General features: G+C 39.9%; 14 protein-coding genes. 5 read left to right on the top strand and 9 right to left on the bottom strand.

Features of this window, described 5'->3' with window-relative positions; genetic code table 11:
- Positions 1-33: 33 nt before the first annotated feature.
- From FTV50_RS01955 to cxpE, 4 genes are all read right to left on the bottom strand, one after another.
- Entirely contained in the window at positions 34-2,448 is a 2,415-nt protein-coding gene (locus FTV50_RS01955) for a CSLREA domain-containing protein (protein ID WP_180023324.1), read from the bottom strand.
- 24 nt (positions 2,449-2,472) lie between these two features.
- Complete coding sequence (gene rbtA, locus FTV50_RS01950; protein ID WP_180023323.1) at positions 2,473-4,284, bottom strand: rhombotarget A; 1,812 nt, start codon at positions 4,282-4,284, stop codon at positions 2,473-2,475.
- A gap of 118 nt (positions 4,285-4,402) precedes the next feature.
- A complete protein-coding gene (gene hda, locus FTV50_RS01945) occupies positions 4,403-5,107 on the bottom strand; it encodes a DnaA regulatory inactivator Hda (RefSeq protein ID WP_078190380.1) in 705 nt (234 codons plus the stop codon).
- An 18-nt stretch (positions 5,108-5,125) separates the two neighbouring features.
- Positions 5,126-6,343 (bottom strand): chloramphenicol efflux transporter CxpE, encoded by a 1,218-nt coding sequence (cxpE, locus tag FTV50_RS01940; RefSeq protein WP_111883943.1) that lies wholly within the window; start codon positions 6,341-6,343, stop codon positions 5,126-5,128.
- A gap of 134 nt (positions 6,344-6,477) precedes the next feature.
- Between cxpE and purM the strand changes: the two genes are divergently transcribed.
- From purM to FTV50_RS01925, 3 genes are all read left to right on the top strand, one after another.
- Positions 6,478-7,548, top strand: coding sequence for a phosphoribosylformylglycinamidine cyclo-ligase (purM, locus tag FTV50_RS01935; RefSeq protein ID WP_078190382.1), 1,071 nt, complete (start codon positions 6,478-6,480; stop codon positions 7,546-7,548).
- 9 nt (positions 7,549-7,557) lie between these two features.
- Complete coding sequence (purN, locus tag FTV50_RS01930; RefSeq protein ID WP_111883942.1) at positions 7,558-8,187, top strand: phosphoribosylglycinamide formyltransferase; 630 nt, start codon at positions 7,558-7,560, stop codon at positions 8,185-8,187.
- A gap of 310 nt (positions 8,188-8,497) precedes the next feature.
- Positions 8,498-8,935 carry an META domain-containing protein gene (locus tag FTV50_RS01925; protein WP_078192049.1) on the top strand — a complete coding sequence of 146 codons (438 nt, stop codon included), beginning with the start codon at positions 8,498-8,500 and terminating at the stop codon, positions 8,933-8,935.
- A 78-nt stretch (positions 8,936-9,013) separates the two neighbouring features.
- Here the strand turns inward: FTV50_RS01925 and FTV50_RS01920 are convergent, their stop codons facing one another.
- Both FTV50_RS01920 and sppA read right to left on the bottom strand, forming a co-directional pair.
- On the bottom strand, positions 9,014-9,823 hold the full coding sequence (locus FTV50_RS01920; protein ID WP_180023322.1) for an alpha/beta fold hydrolase: 810 nt from the start codon (positions 9,821-9,823) through the stop codon (positions 9,014-9,016).
- A complete protein-coding gene (gene sppA / locus FTV50_RS01915; protein ID WP_180023321.1) occupies positions 9,820-10,845 on the bottom strand; it encodes a signal peptide peptidase SppA in 1,026 nt (341 codons plus the stop codon). Before sppA ends, FTV50_RS01920 begins: the two co-directional genes overlap by 4 nt.
- 127 nt (positions 10,846-10,972) lie before the next feature.
- On the opposite strand from sppA, the gene FTV50_RS01910 reads away from it, so the two are divergent.
- Positions 10,973-11,944, top strand: coding sequence for a lysophospholipid acyltransferase family protein (locus FTV50_RS01910; RefSeq protein ID WP_168378069.1), 972 nt, complete (start codon positions 10,973-10,975; stop codon positions 11,942-11,944).
- Between the two features lie 31 nt (positions 11,945-11,975).
- On the opposite strand, the gene FTV50_RS01905 is transcribed toward FTV50_RS01910, so the two are convergent.
- From FTV50_RS01905 to FTV50_RS01895, 3 genes are all read right to left on the bottom strand, one after another.
- Positions 11,976-14,435, bottom strand: a complete 2,460-nt coding sequence (locus tag FTV50_RS01905; protein WP_180023320.1) for a DNA internalization-related competence protein ComEC/Rec2 — start codon at positions 14,433-14,435, stop codon at positions 11,976-11,978.
- Positions 14,436-14,542: 107 nt separating this feature from the next.
- A complete protein-coding gene (lolD, locus tag FTV50_RS01900) occupies positions 14,543-15,226 on the bottom strand; it encodes a lipoprotein-releasing ABC transporter ATP-binding protein LolD (RefSeq protein ID WP_180023319.1) in 684 nt (227 codons plus the stop codon).
- Entirely contained in the window at positions 15,219-16,454 is a 1,236-nt protein-coding gene (locus tag FTV50_RS01895) for a lipoprotein-releasing ABC transporter permease subunit (protein ID WP_180023318.1), read from the bottom strand. The genes lolD and FTV50_RS01895 overlap by 8 nt, the downstream gene beginning before the upstream one ends.
- Positions 16,455-16,482: 28 nt before the next feature.
- On the opposite strand from FTV50_RS01895, the gene FTV50_RS01890 reads away from it, so the two are divergent.
- Complete coding sequence (locus FTV50_RS01890; protein ID WP_078192054.1) at positions 16,483-17,052, top strand: PilZ domain-containing protein; 570 nt, start codon at positions 16,483-16,485, stop codon at positions 17,050-17,052.

The raw sequence follows: 17,052 nt of genomic DNA, 5'->3' as shown, positions 1-17,052 counted from the left end.
AAAAAGCCTCTTATCGAGGCTTTTTTTATTGTATTACTTGCTCAACCGACGCTGACGATACATACCTAAACCAATCAGTGTCAACAGCCCAAATAATCCCATCGAACCACCGCCGCTAGAAGAAGAATTGGTGTTTTTCGCGGTATTCTTAAGGGTCAAAATTGCATTGTTTGATGCAATGGCGTCACTATCGACAACGCTATATTCAACAGGATAGTCAAACTGACTAAAGCCATTTTTTACAGAGAAGGTAATCTTGCCACCGTAGCAAGTTTCCTTTAAATAACTTGCTGGGCAACTGCCACTATACTCAGCTTCAAAGTTTAAACCTGCTGGGATTTTCGTAAAACGAATTGGGATAATTTGACCTTCTTCATTTTTATGCCATACCGATTTACCCGTTGGCATAGATGTAACTGGACCATCACCATCATCATTAGCATTTTCTAATAAATTATTGACGGTAACAGACAAATTATTTGACGGACTAATCGTATATTGCGCAGCTTTGGCCACTGGGGTCATATTTTTAAATGCCACACGTACTACACCAGAGGATTCCGCCTGACTCCCTGTCTTTTGTTTTAGCGTATATTTACAAAAACCGTATTCGGTAGGCGCTGTTGTTTCCCCACTGGTGCGATAAATAACAATTTGTTTTATTCCCGCATCCCAATCACAGTGTAGGTCATGTGGTGGATTACCAACAATACTTGCTTCGCCTGTACTAGACACCGTAATTTCACTACCAATGCCGATTGGTGAAGTCGTCACGGTGTAGTTGTCAGCATTTAAGGCAATTTGTCGTGTTTCAGCACTTCCATTCACAGACTCTTCTTGAGGTAATGATGCAGGGAATGGATCAAAATAAACTGCACGATATTTAAGGTTATTTTTTAATGCACTTAATACCGCTTCGTACTTTGTTAAATCATCCTGATTGGCAACTTTGTATTCCGCATAATCTGGATCGTCGATATCCTTTTTCAAGGCATCAATTGTATTTTGATACTTATCTTGCAGAGCTGTTAAAGACTCATTGGTAATATCTGCCATATCTGCTGCGGTTAAATTCATTAACTCAACCGAACCAATATCACATGTGTTTCTTTGCGTAGGTGATAACTGTAAAGTACCATCTGTGATCCGCAAAATGCCCCGTTGATCCGCATCACTACAGCCGTCTAAGCCCAGATTGATTAAGTCAAAACCACTGCCGATTGCTTTCGGGTAATACAAAGGTAAATACAAATTATAAGCAGATTTTGTTTGTAGGGCGCTTAATAAAGTCCCCATAGCATAACTACTTACATCATGGTTTTGCAGAAAGCTTTCCGTACTATTCAGCACACTTTCGGGTAAATCACACTGTGCGGCTGCCAGTTCAAATGCATTATTACTTGCAACAAATTTTTGACCATTATCAGGTACTGCATTATTCAGATAACGACAAGATTTTCCACCAGTATTGTAGGCCAATACATTGAAATACCAAGCCTTTGTACCATTGTTATCATAATAATAGGTACTAGCCGCATTGTTCTCGACTATTGTATTACTGGTTAAAACGAAGCTAGAAAAAGCACTTAAACGTTCCGTTCCCTGAGAAATGGCACGGATAATACTACCCGTACTTGGATTTGCTTGGTTTTTTGCAATCGTATTTGCTGTCAGTTCAACCTTGGCATTTCCACAGAAGTCCATCACACTATTGCTCGTCGATGAACCATTTTGAATAATACTGCTTTGCTGGAACACAATTTCAGGCTGGGTATCCCCCAAGTTCCCGATACAGTCCATAGCTACAACACTACCTTTAGGTGCGACGTTACCCTGAACTAAACTGCTCACCAATAATGTTTTTTTCGACATATTATGCGCAACGGAGTAGATAGCACCGCCAGCAACTTTGGCCTGAGAGTTTTCTATTGCACCATTATTTAAGGTAAATGCTCCCCCTAAATACAAGGCACCACCACGGTCTTCTGCCATCCCGCCAGTAAGGCGTACATTATTGACGATAAAGTTGGCTTCTGAGCGTGAAGTATTAAAAATACGCGATTTGCCTTGGGCATTAATCGTCGTTCTAATATCTTCATAGGCAGGAAATTTCTGCGTCAGTAAATTTTTTGAATTATAGTTAAAGCGACTTTTCCCCTCAATCACGATCTGATTGAGCGGAACTAACTCACCTTTGGTCAGAAGATATTCACCTGCTTCAAGTTGAATATAATCGGTCTGCCCATTATTTGGATTACCGACATTACATCCACCAAAAGATTTGTTTTTACGCGCAGTTTCAATCGCTTCACGTAAAGAACATTGATTGAGATTTTCACCATTTTCATCATCAAAGGTCGTAACTTTGATGATGTTACTTGTCGCTGCCATAGATGACATAGCCGCAAGGACCATGACCGCCAGCAATCCTTTTTTATAATTTTTCATGTGCTGTCCTTAATTCTATCCAGACTATTTTTTAAAGCGACGAAATCCAACTAAGCTAAGCAGCGCAAAAATACTCGCCCAGCCTAGAGCACCACCTGAAGTTTTAACGGTTTTACTTTCCATTTCATTGTTTGGTTCTTGGAAAATACGCACTTCTGCAGCTAAATAATTTTTTGCCGAAGTATTAAAACGGGTTGAAGACGTCACCACACGCAATTCAAAAATATCTGCGCCATGCCAATTTCCATTTGGCGTGTATTCAAAATCACCATTCAAATTCAGTGTAAATTTACCTTTAGATTCGGTGCTTTGTACAATTATTGGGCAACCATCTTGCCATGGCTCACCCATTGGATTTGCCATACCCATCACTTTTGAACATTCTTCTTTTGGAATTAAATCACTGTCACCTAATGCATCTAAAATATTAAACTTGGCCACTTCACCTGTACGAATGTCTTTACCTAATCGAGGCATGCTCACAGGAACCACAATTTCTATAGCCCCACGATCACACCAAACATCATCCAAATTACGATTTTTTCCACGCTGATCAGAAGACTCGCAATACACATGATGCTCATTGCCATCTGCTGTGGTCTTCCCCTTATTTAATATCGGGCTTGAGAAAATCGTTTCGTAATCTAATAAAATACGAGGACGTAAATAACCAATAAATGCGTTATTTGCTGTGGTAAATGGACAGAAAAGTGCATTACGATCTTCTGTTAAGGTTTTACAGCTACCTTCATCTTCACCCGCAATTAAACTCGTCCCAGACCATACATCATTTAAATTTGCAGCAGGCCCAACAGGACAACTCGCAGCCACTAAGTTGTTATAAAAAACAGATTGGTCTGTTCCTGAGTTCACGACTTTACAATCTTGAGCGGTACCACTGAGCGCATTACCAATCACCACACTATTGGCTAAATAAGCATGCTCAGAGGTACTATTTAGTTCGATACCGCCACTGTTCTTCAGTACTGTAATATTATTGAGTGCTAAACCATCACGTAAGTTGACAGCAAAACCTTTGTTTTTGAAAAAAGTACTATTGGCAATGATATTTTGAGGGTTACTGAACACCAACTTGCTGATGTCTGCGAGCCCATTTTGATTGTAAACAATCGCTCGACCAGAAGTGCTTTCATTATTTTTGAACAAAGATGTATAGATTTCATAAGCCGGTGCTTCTGAGTATATTGCACCCCCATCTACCGCTTTGTTGTTTTGAAAAATCGTGGTTCGTATATATAGACGGCTGGCTACAGCTGCGCCATCTTCTGAAAATCCAACATTGTAGATTGCACCACCAAGTCGTGCATAGCCATCTTCAAACTTTACATTTTCAAGTGTGAGTTTTTCATTATTAAAAATGATTCCCCCTTTATCAGCACATTGATCTTGCTTACATCCTTTAAATGAAATTTCTTTAAAATTGATTGCAAGTAGTTCTTTTTCGCTATCATTAATATTAAAAATTTGATCCTTACCCGTCATTTCAATGACGGCATTATTAAGACCGAGTACAACATCTTCATTGACGTTACTGTCATACGCCGTTTTCAGATTCAGTTCCGCTTTAATATCAATTTTTTTAGTGAGTTTATAAACTTCATTTTTTTTCAGAGAAATTGAGGCATAGACGTCTTTACCCCCGCAACCATTATATCCGGCTTCTGGCATACCATTATTGATATATTCTATGGCTTCACGAAGTGAACATTCCTTGTCATCCTTTACAACATCTTCAGTGGTTGTAACGGTAATTTCTGCGCTAAATGCATGACCTGCCATGAGAAGCATGCCAATGCCTATGCTCTGTTTGAGCATATCCATCTCCTTAAATATTTTTTATCTTTTTATTCTTAAGTTGCACAATCCTTGCAACATTAAAATATTTTTATGTACTTTGTCACAGCTTGAGTAATTACTCAAGAATTTTTATTGCTTACCGATATTCATCAATTAGGGCAAAAATTTGTCTTAAATTGGCATGACTCAATTTGACTTTTTCACCTTTTAACATCTGAATCAGTTGTTCTAAAGATCTAAGTAAAATGGATGCCTGATGCGGCCCATGTGCCAACAAATAATCTACAATTTGTTGATCCATATGGATGCCACGTCGCGCCAAAACAGAGTTTACGAGTGCTTGTCGGTCTGCGTATAAACTACCATTTGGTACTTTTACACTGACAGCCTGAGTTAATCGAGACTGTAAATCTGGCAGTTCAAGTTTGAGTTCAATGGGCGCCAGCCGAGATGAAAAGACCAATTGACCACCTTCTTCGTTATTATAATTAATCAGGTGAAAAACAGCTTTTTGCCAATGTGGAACTCCACTGATGGCTTCAATATCGTCTAAAGCCACCAAGTCATAGCGATCGAGCGAAGTAATCGCTTCAGTGGGAGCATCTAGCAATTCAAGCAATGAAACTTGAATTGCTGATTTGCCAATTTCTAAATAGGAGTCACATATTGCAGACAGTAAATGGCTTTTTCCTGTGCCAGCTCCACCATAGATATAGAAACGATTCATTAAACCAGCATGTAACTGACGAACACCATCGATTACATGCCCCCAACTCGGCCCAGAAAAATCACTAATTCGGGCATCGAGTTGTGGTTCTATATCTAGCTGCAATTGACGCATATCTATATTTTGGCCTTATCAATCTTTATGTTCTGATCTTTCAATGTTACTCGAAATTTCAGGATCTTGCAGCGAATTTGCAGACTGATTTTTGAGCTCAATATCAACAGCAACTTGATTGGTTTCTACGTTTAAAGTGCCACTTGCAGCATCATTTACGACAAGTACATCATTTCGGTATAAATTACTTTTCTCGTAATTTTCGCGTGCATGACGTAATAAGACCACAATAATCGCTGCAACGGGTAGTGCAATGAGCATTCCAAGGAGTCCTGCCAATTGCGCGCCTGCAAGGACTGCAAATACCACTGCCACAGGAGACAAACCAATTTTGTCGCCTAATAAGAAAGGCTGTAAAATATAACCTTCTATTGCTTGCCCTACCATGAATACCACCAGTACTAAGGCCAAATGCACCCAATCCAAACCGAATTGGAACAGGCAAGCCACAATTGCCGAAATAATACCAACCGCAAAACCCAAATACGGAATAATACTGGCTAGACCCGCAATCATCCCAATGATGATACCAACCTCAATACCGACTAATTGGAGTCCAACCGCATAAACAACGCCCAATAAGAACATTACCAAGAATTGGCCTTTTACAAATGCACCTAAAACTTCATGACATTCGCCCACGATTGTGAGCGTGCTTTTTTCATATTTACGTGGAATAAGTCGACGCATGTTTTCTAACATTCGTTCCCAATCTAATAAGAAATAGAAAGCTATGATTGGAATTAAGACAATCGTGCCACCAATCTGTATGAAATTCAGACCCGATTGTGCCACTTTTAACAACATGGCTTGGATACTGTCTGCACTATAGTTGGTTTGAATATACTCCATGATCGCTGCTGACATTTGCTCTGTATCAATTTCCATCGGTACAAGATTAAATGTCTCTGATAACCACGGCAGGAATGTATAGTTGACCCAATGAATATTGTTTGGAATATTGTTTTTTGCATACATCAACTGTTCCCATACCAGTGGTACGAGGAACCACATTGCAAGGAATATAGCGACACCAATTCCAATAAAGACCAAACTGATAGATAACCAGCGCGGCAAGCCAATATTATGTAATTTATCGACTAAAGGGCTAAATAAATATGCAATTAGAAATGCGCCGATAAAAGGAACAACTACAGGCTTTAATAAGTATAAAACCCATATGATCAATGCTATCCCAGCAAGAATAAATATTCGGCGCAAGGTGCGATCACCCATATAAAGTCACCTTTTTTCAATGTAATCGTTATAGAAAGGAAAATATTTTAATAAAGATAACATTTTAGTGCGAAATAGCATAAGAGTTTTGCATATTCAGGTTATAATCCCCGCGCGAATGCGGAGACTTCATTATGAGCAACTCAACTTCTACCCCAAACACTGGTTTAAGCTACAAAGATGCAGGTGTCGACATTGAAGCGGGCGACGCGTTAGTCGATCGTATCAAATCTGTCGCGAAACGTACTGCACGTCCTGAAGTAATGGGCGGCCTAGGCGGCTTCGGCGCTCTTTGTAAAATTCCTAAAGGTTATGAAGAACCTGTTCTCGTATCTGGCACAGATGGTGTTGGTACAAAATTGCGTTTAGCATTGAATTTGAACCGTCATGACACAATTGGTCAAGACTTGGTTGCAATGTGCGTAAACGATCTTCTTGTATGTGGTGCTGAACCACTGTTCTTCCTTGACTACTATGCAACTGGCCACCTCAACGTTGACGTTGCAGCAAATGTTGTGACTGGTATCGGTGCGGGTTGTGAACTTGCAGGCTGTGCATTGGTTGGCGGTGAAACTGCTGAAATGCCAGGTATGTATGAAGGCGAAGACTATGACCTTGCAGGTTTCTGCGTAGGTGTAGTTGAGCAAAGTAAAATTATTGATGGCTCTAAAGTTAAAGCGGGTGACGTTTTAGTTGGTGTTGCATCTTCTGGCGCACACTCAAACGGTTACTCACTTCTTCGTAAAATTTTAGATGTGAAAAACGTTGACCTTACTCAAATCGTTGATGGTCGTCCACTTGCAGATACAGCAATGGAACCAACACGTATTTATGTAAAACCAATTCTTCAGTTATTGAAAGAAGTGGATGTACACGCTATGGCGCACATCACAGGCGGCGGTTTACCGGGTAACTTACCTCGCGTACTGCCAAATGGTGCTCAAGCGGTAGTCAATGAAGCATCTTGGGAATGGCCAGAATTATTCAAACTACTTCAAAAAGAAGGTGGTGTTGAACAATTTGAAATGTACCGCACATTTAACTGTGGCGTAGGTATGGTTCTCGTGGTTGATGCAGCCGATGCTGACAAAACTGTTGAATTACTCAATAGCCTTGGCGAAAAAGCATTCACAATGGGTCACATTGCAGATAATGCTGAATCTGTTGAAGGCGCTGACGAAAAAATCCGTGTAGTTTTCGCATAAGCAACGTTCATGATTAAAATTGCTGTACTTGTTTCAGGCAGCGGATCTAACCTGCAAGCCCTGATCGATGCCAATCTATCAGGTCAAATCGTTGGGGTGATTTCCAATAGACCTGACGCTTTTGCACTGCAACGTGCAAGAAAAGCAAAGATTGCAACTGCAGTCATTGAACATAAGCAATATCCAAGTCGTGAAGCTTTTGATGATGTGATGCATCAACAACTGCTCGACTGGGATGTTGATTTGGTCATTTTGGCAGGCTTTATGCGCATTTTAAGCGCAAAATTTGTCAAAGCATGGGAAGGAAAAATGATTAACATCCACCCTTCTCTGCTACCAAATTATAAAGGAATGCATACTCATCAACGTGTTTTAAACACCGGTGATGTCTTCCATGGCTGTACAGTTCACTATGTGACTGCAGAGCTGGATGCTGGTCAAGCGCTTGCTCAAGGCGTACTTAAAGTCAATGTGCATGATCATGCTGAAAGTCTGGCAGATCGGGTTCACGTGCTTGAGCATGTGATTTACCCTCAAGTGGCAGAATGGATTTGTAATGGCACCATTCAACACACTGAAAACGGTGTTTTATATCGTGGCGAGCCTTTGCAACAACCTGTTCAATTCTGTAAGTTCTAAGCAACTGTATAACTTAACAATCAACGCATCTTAGGGTGCGTTTTGTTTTTTAAGGGCCAAATAAAACTCTATTTATTACTAAAATCTAAAATCTAAAATCTAAAATCTAAAATCTAAAATCTAAAATCTAAAATCTAAAATCTAAAATCTAAAATCCATTTTTGCAGAATGTTCAACTTTATGATCAATATGTAGTTTTTAGTTAAATTAAAGCTTTTAGCATCATTAAAATAATAAGCTTATATTGCAATTAGTAAACCTTATAAATCTAGAAATATTACATCCTTCAAACAAAAGTGGAGAAAATCACATGTTAAAATCCATCACACTGGCGACTTGTGCATGTATAACACTGGGTATGATTGGTTGTGCTACGACATCAAATCCGGCTACTGATCGTAATTTAGATAAATTACAAAACAAAAATTGGGTTGCGAGTGAAATTCAAGGCGTTAAGCTTGAAGCTGACCCTAACAATTCGAACGTACCCACCATCACTTTCGACGATACTCGTGTAAGTGGTTCTGATGGTTGTAATCGATTCATGGGCGGTTACGCTGTGCAAAACACAAAAATCCAATTTTCAAACCTTGCTACAACACAAAGAGCGTGTTTGACTGCGACAAATATTCCTCAACATTTTTCGCAGGCATTGAGCCAAGTTACTCATTATGATGCCTCTAAAGATCATTTGAAATTTTTAGATGCCAACAACAAAGTTGTTTTACAATTTGAAAATGCGAAATAAATCTCAAAAGTAGAATGTTTCATTCATAAAAAAAGCACTCTATAGAGTGCTTTTTTTATGTGTTGTGGTTTTTAAGGTTCAATAATGACGCTTAGACAATTTAAGTAAATCTTTGATCAATTCCACAGTTTCCACAGGATGTTCCAATGGGAACATATGACTCCCTGCAGCAACTTTAAATGGAATCCCAAATTTTTTCTCAACCTTTTGTGGAAAGTGCCGAGCTAAAAATGGTCCCTGCTCTGCAATTAACTGCTGTACAGGTACTTGCGGTTGAGCATGAGGTAACCACCACAGTGAAGGATTAGTTCGAAAAATATGAACCTCATCATCACGTGAAATCGTCAATTCCACCCCACCACGCAGTTTATCGTCCATCAAGGCATGATCAATATAAGCTTGATAACAGTCTGGATCGAAATCTTTATAAAAACCTTTCGGCCTTAAAAGCTCTGCTGCTTGTTCACGGCTGTCCCAATGATCACGACGACGCTTCGACAATCCTGCTGGGGACATTTTATCGAGGACTCTAAGTTTGAGGAGTTTTGCGATGTGCAAAGCAAAAGACTCTTTCCCCATGATCATAGGCGGATCAATCATTAACACTTGTTCAAACAATTCTGGGCGTTGTAAAGCAGCCTGAAATGTTAAAACCGAACCTAATGAGTGACCTAATCCAATCACCTTACGACCATTGGCCTGACGTACAATACTGTCAATGACTTGCTGTGTTAAGCTTTTCCAATGGTTATCGATTGGGTAACGCTTATCAGGCCCAAGTAACGGCACATAGATCACATCATATTCATCACTCAGTAAATCAAACAATTTTTGATAAACCCGTGATGGCACGCCATTGGCGTGCGCAAAATGAATTAACGGTTTCATTGTAATTTCGTGCTGTTTTCAGATTGAACCTGTTGTGACAATGCGCTTGCCAAACCTTGACCAAATGAACTCCCCATACGACCTAGTACAGAATCAAACGGACTATTTTCAATGGTGTAGTTCACGGCTTTTTCAGTTTTCAATTCACGTTTCAGGCTATTTAAACTACCTGTACGGTCAGCAATACCTAGCTTCACAGCCTGATCACCCGTCCAAAATAAACCTGAGAAAATAGCTGGATCATTTGATTTTAATTTCTTACCGCGACCTTCCTTCACTGCATTAATGAAATGCGCATGAACATTATCAAGTACACCTTGAACATGTGCTTTTTGTGCTGCATCAACAGGTTGAGTCATGGATAAAATGGCTTTGTTCTCACCCGAAGTCATGGTGCGATCTTCTACACCGAATTTTTGCATCAAACCACTAACACCATAATTCGGCATAATCACGCCAATCGAACCCACTAAACTTGAAGGATTGACAATAATTTCATCTGCCGCAGACGCAATATAGTACGCACCTGAAGCGCCTGTATCACCAATAATGGCATACAGTTTTTTATCGGTATGGGCTTTTTTCAAGTACTGAATTTCTTGCCAAATTTCATCAGACTGAACAGGTGAACCACCTGGTGAATTAATATTTAAAACAATCGCTTTGCTTTGTTTATTTTCATAAGCTTTTTTCAAAGCTTTGATGGTATTTGCACTGTTTACACTTTGCTTGTCCGCTGCAATGGTCCCAATGATATCAACCACGGCAATATGTGAGCTCGCTGTTGCTGCAGGATCTGATGATGACATGCTGCAACTTTTTGCCATCGCAATGATAATAAATAGCAAATAAGCAAAGGTTAAAAATTTAAAAAATATGCCCCATCTACGTGCTCTACGTTGTTCTTCAACGGAAGAAAGCACGGCTTTTTCTAATATTTTCCATTCATTTCCAGTTGGCTGCTGAATATTGTTTGAAGAACTTTGCTGTTTTTCTTCAGGTTTTGGTGGCCATTCGGACATAAAAAAACCCATTTGATCGTTAATTTGTAGTCATTATATACACGCTAATCGCTATAACTGTCTAATCAATTCATTTTCCCCTATAATTATTTTAAATTTTCTTTCATTTCTTTCAGACTTAAATAAGATGACCGACCAAAATTCACAGGACACCACATATCACCTGTTAAAATTTATCAGCCGTCAACCTATTCAAATTTCAAGATTAATTGCAAAAGGTTTGGCTGGGTTAGTCAATGTTTTAAAAATCTCTAAAACCTACTCTACGATTCAACGCAATCTAAAAATTGCATTGCCTGAATTATCAGAGTCAGCTCGCATTCAACTCACTAAACAAGCGATTCGAAACGAACTTTGTTCTTATTTTGAATTTTTTAACATTTGGGGTGCAAGTACAGAAAAAAATATTCAACGGATTCATCACGTACATGGCGCTGAATATTTACATGAAGCGCTCGCCCTACAAAAAGGCGTTGTACTCGTAGTACCACATTTTGGTACTTGGGAAATCATGAATGCATGGGTTGCGCAGTACACTCAAATGACCATCATGTACAAGCCAGTAAAAAGCGAATCTGCCAACAATTTTGTCCGTGCTGCTCGAAGCCGTGAGCAAGCAATATTGGTTCCTACGGATGAATCAGGTGTACGTCAGATTTTCAAAGCCTTAAAACAAGGTGGGACGACTGTGATCTTGCCAGACCATACCCCCAATGCCGGCGGCGAAATGATTCCATACTTTGGTATTCCACTAAAAACCAGCAACTTAAGTGCAAAATTAATTCAAAAAACCAAAGCACGTGCGCTCTTACTGTATGCCATTCGTAACGATAATCATGGTTTTGATATGCATATCGAACCTATGGATGAGAATATCTATCAAGGCAATGCAGATGATGGCTCTATAGTTATCTTTAAAGCAGTGGAAGATTTAATTCATCGTTATCCAGAGCATTATCACTGGAGCTATAAACGCTTTAAAGCCAACCCAAAATTGAGAAATCTATACAATATTAGTGATGAAGAAGCCGCTCAACGCATTCGTGATATTCGTGAGGAATATCAAAGACAGCAAACAATAAAAAATGTGGCAGAATGACATTTTCAAGCAATACACTTGAAGCAGTTTTCTATTCAGATTCTTTAGATAGCCTGCGATATAGATCGAGCCATTTATACTTTGTCCGCTCTTCAATTAGTTCAATTTGCTGTTTATTTTGCTTGAAATGGATACTTCCACTTTGTGCAGTTTGCAAGAGTGGAATGTCTAATTGTTTGAGGCGTGTTTGTGTCATGTTTGCAGGATGTCCATAACGATTAAAGCGCCCTGCAGAAGCAATCGCCAACTTGGGCTTAAAATGGTTTAAAAACGCATAGGATGAACTGTGCCGACTACCATGGTGTCCGAGCACCAAGACATCGACTTTTAGGTCTGGATAATCACTTAATATTTGATATTCAGTCTCCCAACCCGCATCCCCCATCAATAGAAAATGTCGTGGGCCATTGACGTCTTTGACCGTGACATATAGAACACAAGAACGTTCATTGGCATTCCATTTGGCATCTGTCAGATCTTCAGGCTTTGGCGAGAGTATTTCAAAATAGACTTGCTGATCCCAATTCCACTGCTGACCACGCTGACATAAGCGCTGTGGAGCTTGGTTTATGGTTTGTACCCGCTCATTACTTGAAAGCTGTCCAATATCAAGCTGTTGCTCCAATGAGAAAAAGCCACCACTATGGTCTTGATCTAAATGAGTCAATAACACCCGATCTAGTCGATGGACACCTTGCACACTCAAAAATGGCCGGATGATATTTTGCCCGACACTAAATTGACTTTCATCATAGTTTCCACCGAAGTCTACCATCATATGATGATCTACAGAACGGATATAGATCGCCTGCCCTTGCCCCACATCTAAAATTGAAAGTTGAAAATTTGCTGAATTTTTCCATGGAATAAACAGAGCAAAAAAGGCAATGACCGACCAATATTTTGGCAAGATACCTTCAGGTAAAAATAAGATTACTATGGCGAGTATCAACAGTACGATCTGAGTTGACGTCAATGCGACATCTTGCATTTGTGGTGCAAAGAGTCGATCTAAGCCATAGAGAAACACATGCAATATTTCCAAACACAGATCATTGAATAAAAAAACCAAATGCGCCAGAGGAGTCGAAATATAAGAAAGTGCCCCTCCGATGATATCTAAAGGAACCACCACAGTCCCTAACCACGGGATGGCAAATAAATTACTTAGTGGGCTAATCCAAGTCACTTGCTTGAAAAAAATCACCATCAATGGAAATAAAGCGACAAAGATTTTCCATTGTGATTCCACCATCAACCACATTGAATGCTTTAACTTTTGCCAAAAACTGGCGTCCGTTTGAGCCAGTAAATGCTTCCTTAAGGTTTGATAAATCCGCAGTAAAATAAAGCATGCGCCATAAGACAACCAAAATGCCGCGGATAAAATACTAAAGGGATCCACAAGCAATAATATAGCAGCACTAAAAACCAGCAATTGAAAAGGCTGAATGGTTTGCCGTAACAAAAGCATGCTACTGGCGACAAGGCAGATCGTCAGCGTTCTTAGCGCCGGTATTTCAAAGCCAGTAAAAGCACAATATAGAAGGACACAGAAGATAAAGGGCACGACCAATACATATTGTTTGGGCCATTTGAGATAAATTTTGGGACAATATTTACGGATACCCAACTGCATCGCCCAACAGAACATACTGGCAAAAACAAGTACATGTGGACCAGATATCGCCAATAAATGACTCATTCCAAAGCGTTGAAATAATTCACTGGTGCCTTCAGTGAGTAAACTTTTATCACCTGTAAGCAGTGCTAACAGCAAGCCATGATTCCGTAGCGGTTGTTGGTATATAAACGCTCTTAAATATAAACGTTGTTGTTCGACCTTAATTTTTAACTGGTGTAGCACAGCTTGATATCGTTGATACTGCTGTCCATAGCCCATCGCAGTCATATGTTGAGGTGGTATCAGTTCGACCGACTTCACCTTTAAACTGGCATGTATATTTTGCTGTATACTCCACCGTTCTTGGTCAAATGCACCTTCGGTCACATAGCTTTGGGTAGGTCGTAACTCACCATACATACGATAGTATTGTCCAGGGACCAACTGAATCGTCTGTTCATTATTTTGCAAAATTGAATTGGGTAAATACGCCATAAAATGTTGAATCTGCTGATTCACATTGAGCACTTCAATTTTTTGCTGAATTGCTTGGTCTTTGAGTTGGCTGATCTGTGGAATATACGCAATAAACTCGCCTTGTCTGCTCTGATGTTCAACCAATGCCAAACGCTGATCGAGTTGAGTATTGGCGAAACTAAAGCCGAGAATTGCACCTATGCAAAGATTTGCACTGAGCTGTAAGATTTTCGAAAAGATACTTTTTAGTTTTGGTGAAATGTAGAGCTGTAGCACTAGCCAAATCAGGACAATAAAAAGCAACTGAGCTGTCGAGAGTTGTGGATTCCAAAACATGAACCCCATAAAAGAAATACCTAAAATCCAGCCAATACAAAAACTTTGTAACATGAGTCGTCATTATTTTTATTATGTGCTGGCAATAATAAAGCCCACCGCGGTGAGCTTCAATCAAACAATCTTAATCCACTAATTTTTTTACAAAATCAATTTAGCGCTTAGTCATCTACCCATAAACCATCTTGCATATGCAAAATCGCATCAGTAGATTGAGCTAAATATTCATCATGGGTCACAATTAGCATTGCCATGTTAAATTCTTTACGCAACTCAGATAGCAACTCAAAAATCTTCACCGCGGTTTTGCGGTCTAAGTTCCCTGTTGGCTCATCAGCCATCATCAACTTAGGTCTTGCTACCAATGCACGAGCCAAAGCCACACGTTGACGTTCACCGCCTGAAAGCTCACCAGGTTTGTGCGTCATGCGGTGGGAAAGTCCAACGCGTTCCAAAAGATATTCAGCTTGCTGCTTCACTTCTTTGAAGTTACTCGACTTACGTAACATCAATGGCATTGCCACATTTTCAAAGGCGGTAAATTCAGGCAACAAGTGATGGAATTGATACACAAAACCTAAATGCTCATTACGGATATAACCACGCTCGGCTTCACCTAAAGTGTCAAAGCGTTGACCATTAATCATCACTTGACCCGATGTTGGACGATCTAAGCCACCCAATACATGCAACAACGTACTTTTACCAGAACCACTTGACCCCACAATCGAAACAAACTCACCTGCTTTGACTTGTAATGAAAGTCCACGAATCACATCGACTGTAGACTTACCATCAGTAAAAGATTTGGTAATGTTTTGGGCATCTAAAACTAAATTACTCATAGCGTAGAGCCTCTGCAGGTTGAACTTTAGCTGCACGTAAAGCCGGATAAATAGTCGCGATAAAGCTAAGACCCAATGATAAGGACACAATCACCACAACATCTTGCCATCTTAAATAAGACGGTAAATAGTTGATAAAGTAAGCATCAAACATATTTAAGCCCAGTGTTGTATTCAACCAACCAACTAAATTACTAATACTAGATGCAGCAATAATCCCTAAAATTGCCCCAGACACCGTACCAATCACCCCAATCACGGTACCTTGCACCATAAAGATCCGCGTGATTGTAGCCGGTGAAGCACCTAGAGTACGCAAAATGGCAATATCGGATTTTTTATCAGTGACCACCATCACCAATGAAGACACGATATTAAATGCTGCAACCAATACAATCAGGAACAGCAATAAACTTACCATTGCCTTTTCCATTTGAATCGCACTAAATAGGTTGCCGTGTGTATATGTCCAGTCAGAAGCATAGAAGTTTGCAGGTAAATCACGCACAATTTCTTGAGACACTTGTGGCGCTGCAAAAATATCATCCAACTTCATACGGATGCCTTGCGCACCATCTGGCAGTCTTAATAAAGTCGCTGCATCGTTCAGAGCCACATAGCCCATCATCGAATCAACTTCTGCACCAATACTGAAAATACCCACAATTTTAAATCGTTTAAAACGCGGAACGACCCCAGCCGGAGAAGGTGTTGCTTCAGGAAGCACCAAAGTCACACTGTCATTCAAACCTAAACCCAAGGCATCTGTCATTTGCTTGCCAAGGACAATACCAAATTCACCTTTTTTCAGGTTATCGATACTGCCTTCCACCATATGGTCTTGGATAATTGATACCTTTTTTTCATACTGCGGTTCAATCCCACTGACCATAATGCCAGACACTTGACCTTGTGCCGTCAACATTCCCTGTAATTGGGTGAATGGTGCGACCCCTTGAACATGCTCATGTTGCTCAATTTTTTTTGCAAGTTCAGGCCAATTTGTTAAAATTTGTGTTGAAGAAACAGTGGCTTGAGGTATCATTCCTAAGACACGAGTTTTCAGCTCACGATCGAAACCATTCATCACAGATAAAACTGTAATAAGGACTGCCACACCAAGCGTGAGGCCGATCATGGATACCAGAGCAATAAAAGAAATAAAGTGGTTACTGCGCCGAGCGCGAGTGTATCTCAACCCTATATACAGCGAGATTGGTTTAAACATAACCATCTAGTCCGAGGTAATATATATTATGGAAAACTTACAGCATCAAAGCGTTCAAACTGAACGCCGTGTAATGTCGCGTATCGATGCTGCTTTGCGCATCAACTATCAGATTATCTCTGATGATGTTGCACTGAATGATCCTTACGATCCTAATTTTGTATTGCCGCGCTATTTTCTACTACTTGCTGAATTAGATCAATTTGATCATGCACTCAACTACGAATTAGAACAATTAGCTGAGAAAGATCAACAAATTGCTCGAATCTTATCCTTATTTAACCAAAAGTTAAACCTTATTACGGGTTCTTTATACGACGCAATTGTACAAAGCATGTTACCAGTGCCTGAGCATGTGAATTTTTCAGAGACTGGTTTGAGCTTTTTTAGCGAACGCGCGATTAAAGAAGGTACTTATATCCATGTGACCTTAAGCCACCCTGAAAATTTCTTCCATATTGCGGCAACTGCGCAAGTGGTTTATAGCCGTGAAGAAGAAAGCAACTTATACCGTACGGGTGCCTATTTTATCACACTGCTCCCTCAAGACCGCGTCAAACTTGCAGAGTGTATCGCACTGACCCAAAACAAAGAGTGA

Source organism: Acinetobacter sp. YH1901134, assembly GCF_013416965.1.
GTDB lineage: Bacteria > Pseudomonadota > Gammaproteobacteria > Pseudomonadales > Moraxellaceae > Acinetobacter > Acinetobacter amyesii.
The sequence above is the reverse complement of the archived record's forward strand: the minus strand, read 5'-3'. Positions and strand labels throughout refer to the sequence as shown.

What these genes read in the sequence shown, in the direction of transcription:
- sppA (WP_180023321.1), bottom strand. Translation starts at nt 10,845, where the DNA reads ATGTCCGAATGGCCACCAAAACCTGAAGAAAAACAGCAAAGTTCTTCA.
- FTV50_RS01910 (WP_168378069.1), top strand. Translation starts at nt 10,973, where the DNA reads ATGACCGACCAAAATTCACAGGACACCACATATCACCTGTTAAAATTT.
- FTV50_RS01955 (WP_180023324.1), bottom strand. Translation starts at nt 2,448, where the DNA reads ATGAAAAATTATAAAAAAGGATTGCTGGCGGTCATGGTCCTTGCGGCT.
- FTV50_RS01925 (WP_078192049.1), top strand. Translation starts at nt 8,498, where the DNA reads ATGTTAAAATCCATCACACTGGCGACTTGTGCATGTATAACACTGGGT.
- cxpE (WP_111883943.1), bottom strand. Translation starts at nt 6,343, where the DNA reads ATGGGTGATCGCACCTTGCGCCGAATATTTATTCTTGCTGGGATAGCA.
- purM (WP_078190382.1), top strand. Translation starts at nt 6,478, where the DNA reads ATGAGCAACTCAACTTCTACCCCAAACACTGGTTTAAGCTACAAAGAT.
- purN (WP_111883942.1), top strand. Translation starts at nt 7,558, where the DNA reads ATGATTAAAATTGCTGTACTTGTTTCAGGCAGCGGATCTAACCTGCAA.
- lolD (WP_180023319.1), bottom strand. Translation starts at nt 15,226, where the DNA reads ATGAGTAATTTAGTTTTAGATGCCCAAAACATTACCAAATCTTTTACT.
- FTV50_RS01920 (WP_180023322.1), bottom strand. Translation starts at nt 9,823, where the DNA reads ATGAAACCGTTAATTCATTTTGCGCACGCCAATGGCGTGCCATCACGG.
- hda (WP_078190380.1), bottom strand. Translation starts at nt 5,107, where the DNA reads ATGCGTCAATTGCAGCTAGATATAGAACCACAACTCGATGCCCGAATT.
- FTV50_RS01890 (WP_078192054.1), top strand. Translation starts at nt 16,483, where the DNA reads ATGGAAAACTTACAGCATCAAAGCGTTCAAACTGAACGCCGTGTAATG.
- FTV50_RS01895 (WP_180023318.1), bottom strand. Translation starts at nt 16,454, where the DNA reads ATGTTTAAACCAATCTCGCTGTATATAGGGTTGAGATACACTCGCGCT.
- FTV50_RS01905 (WP_180023320.1), bottom strand. Translation starts at nt 14,435, where the DNA reads ATGTTACAAAGTTTTTGTATTGGCTGGATTTTAGGTATTTCTTTTATG.
- rbtA (WP_180023323.1), bottom strand. Translation starts at nt 4,284, where the DNA reads ATGCTCAAACAGAGCATAGGCATTGGCATGCTTCTCATGGCAGGTCAT.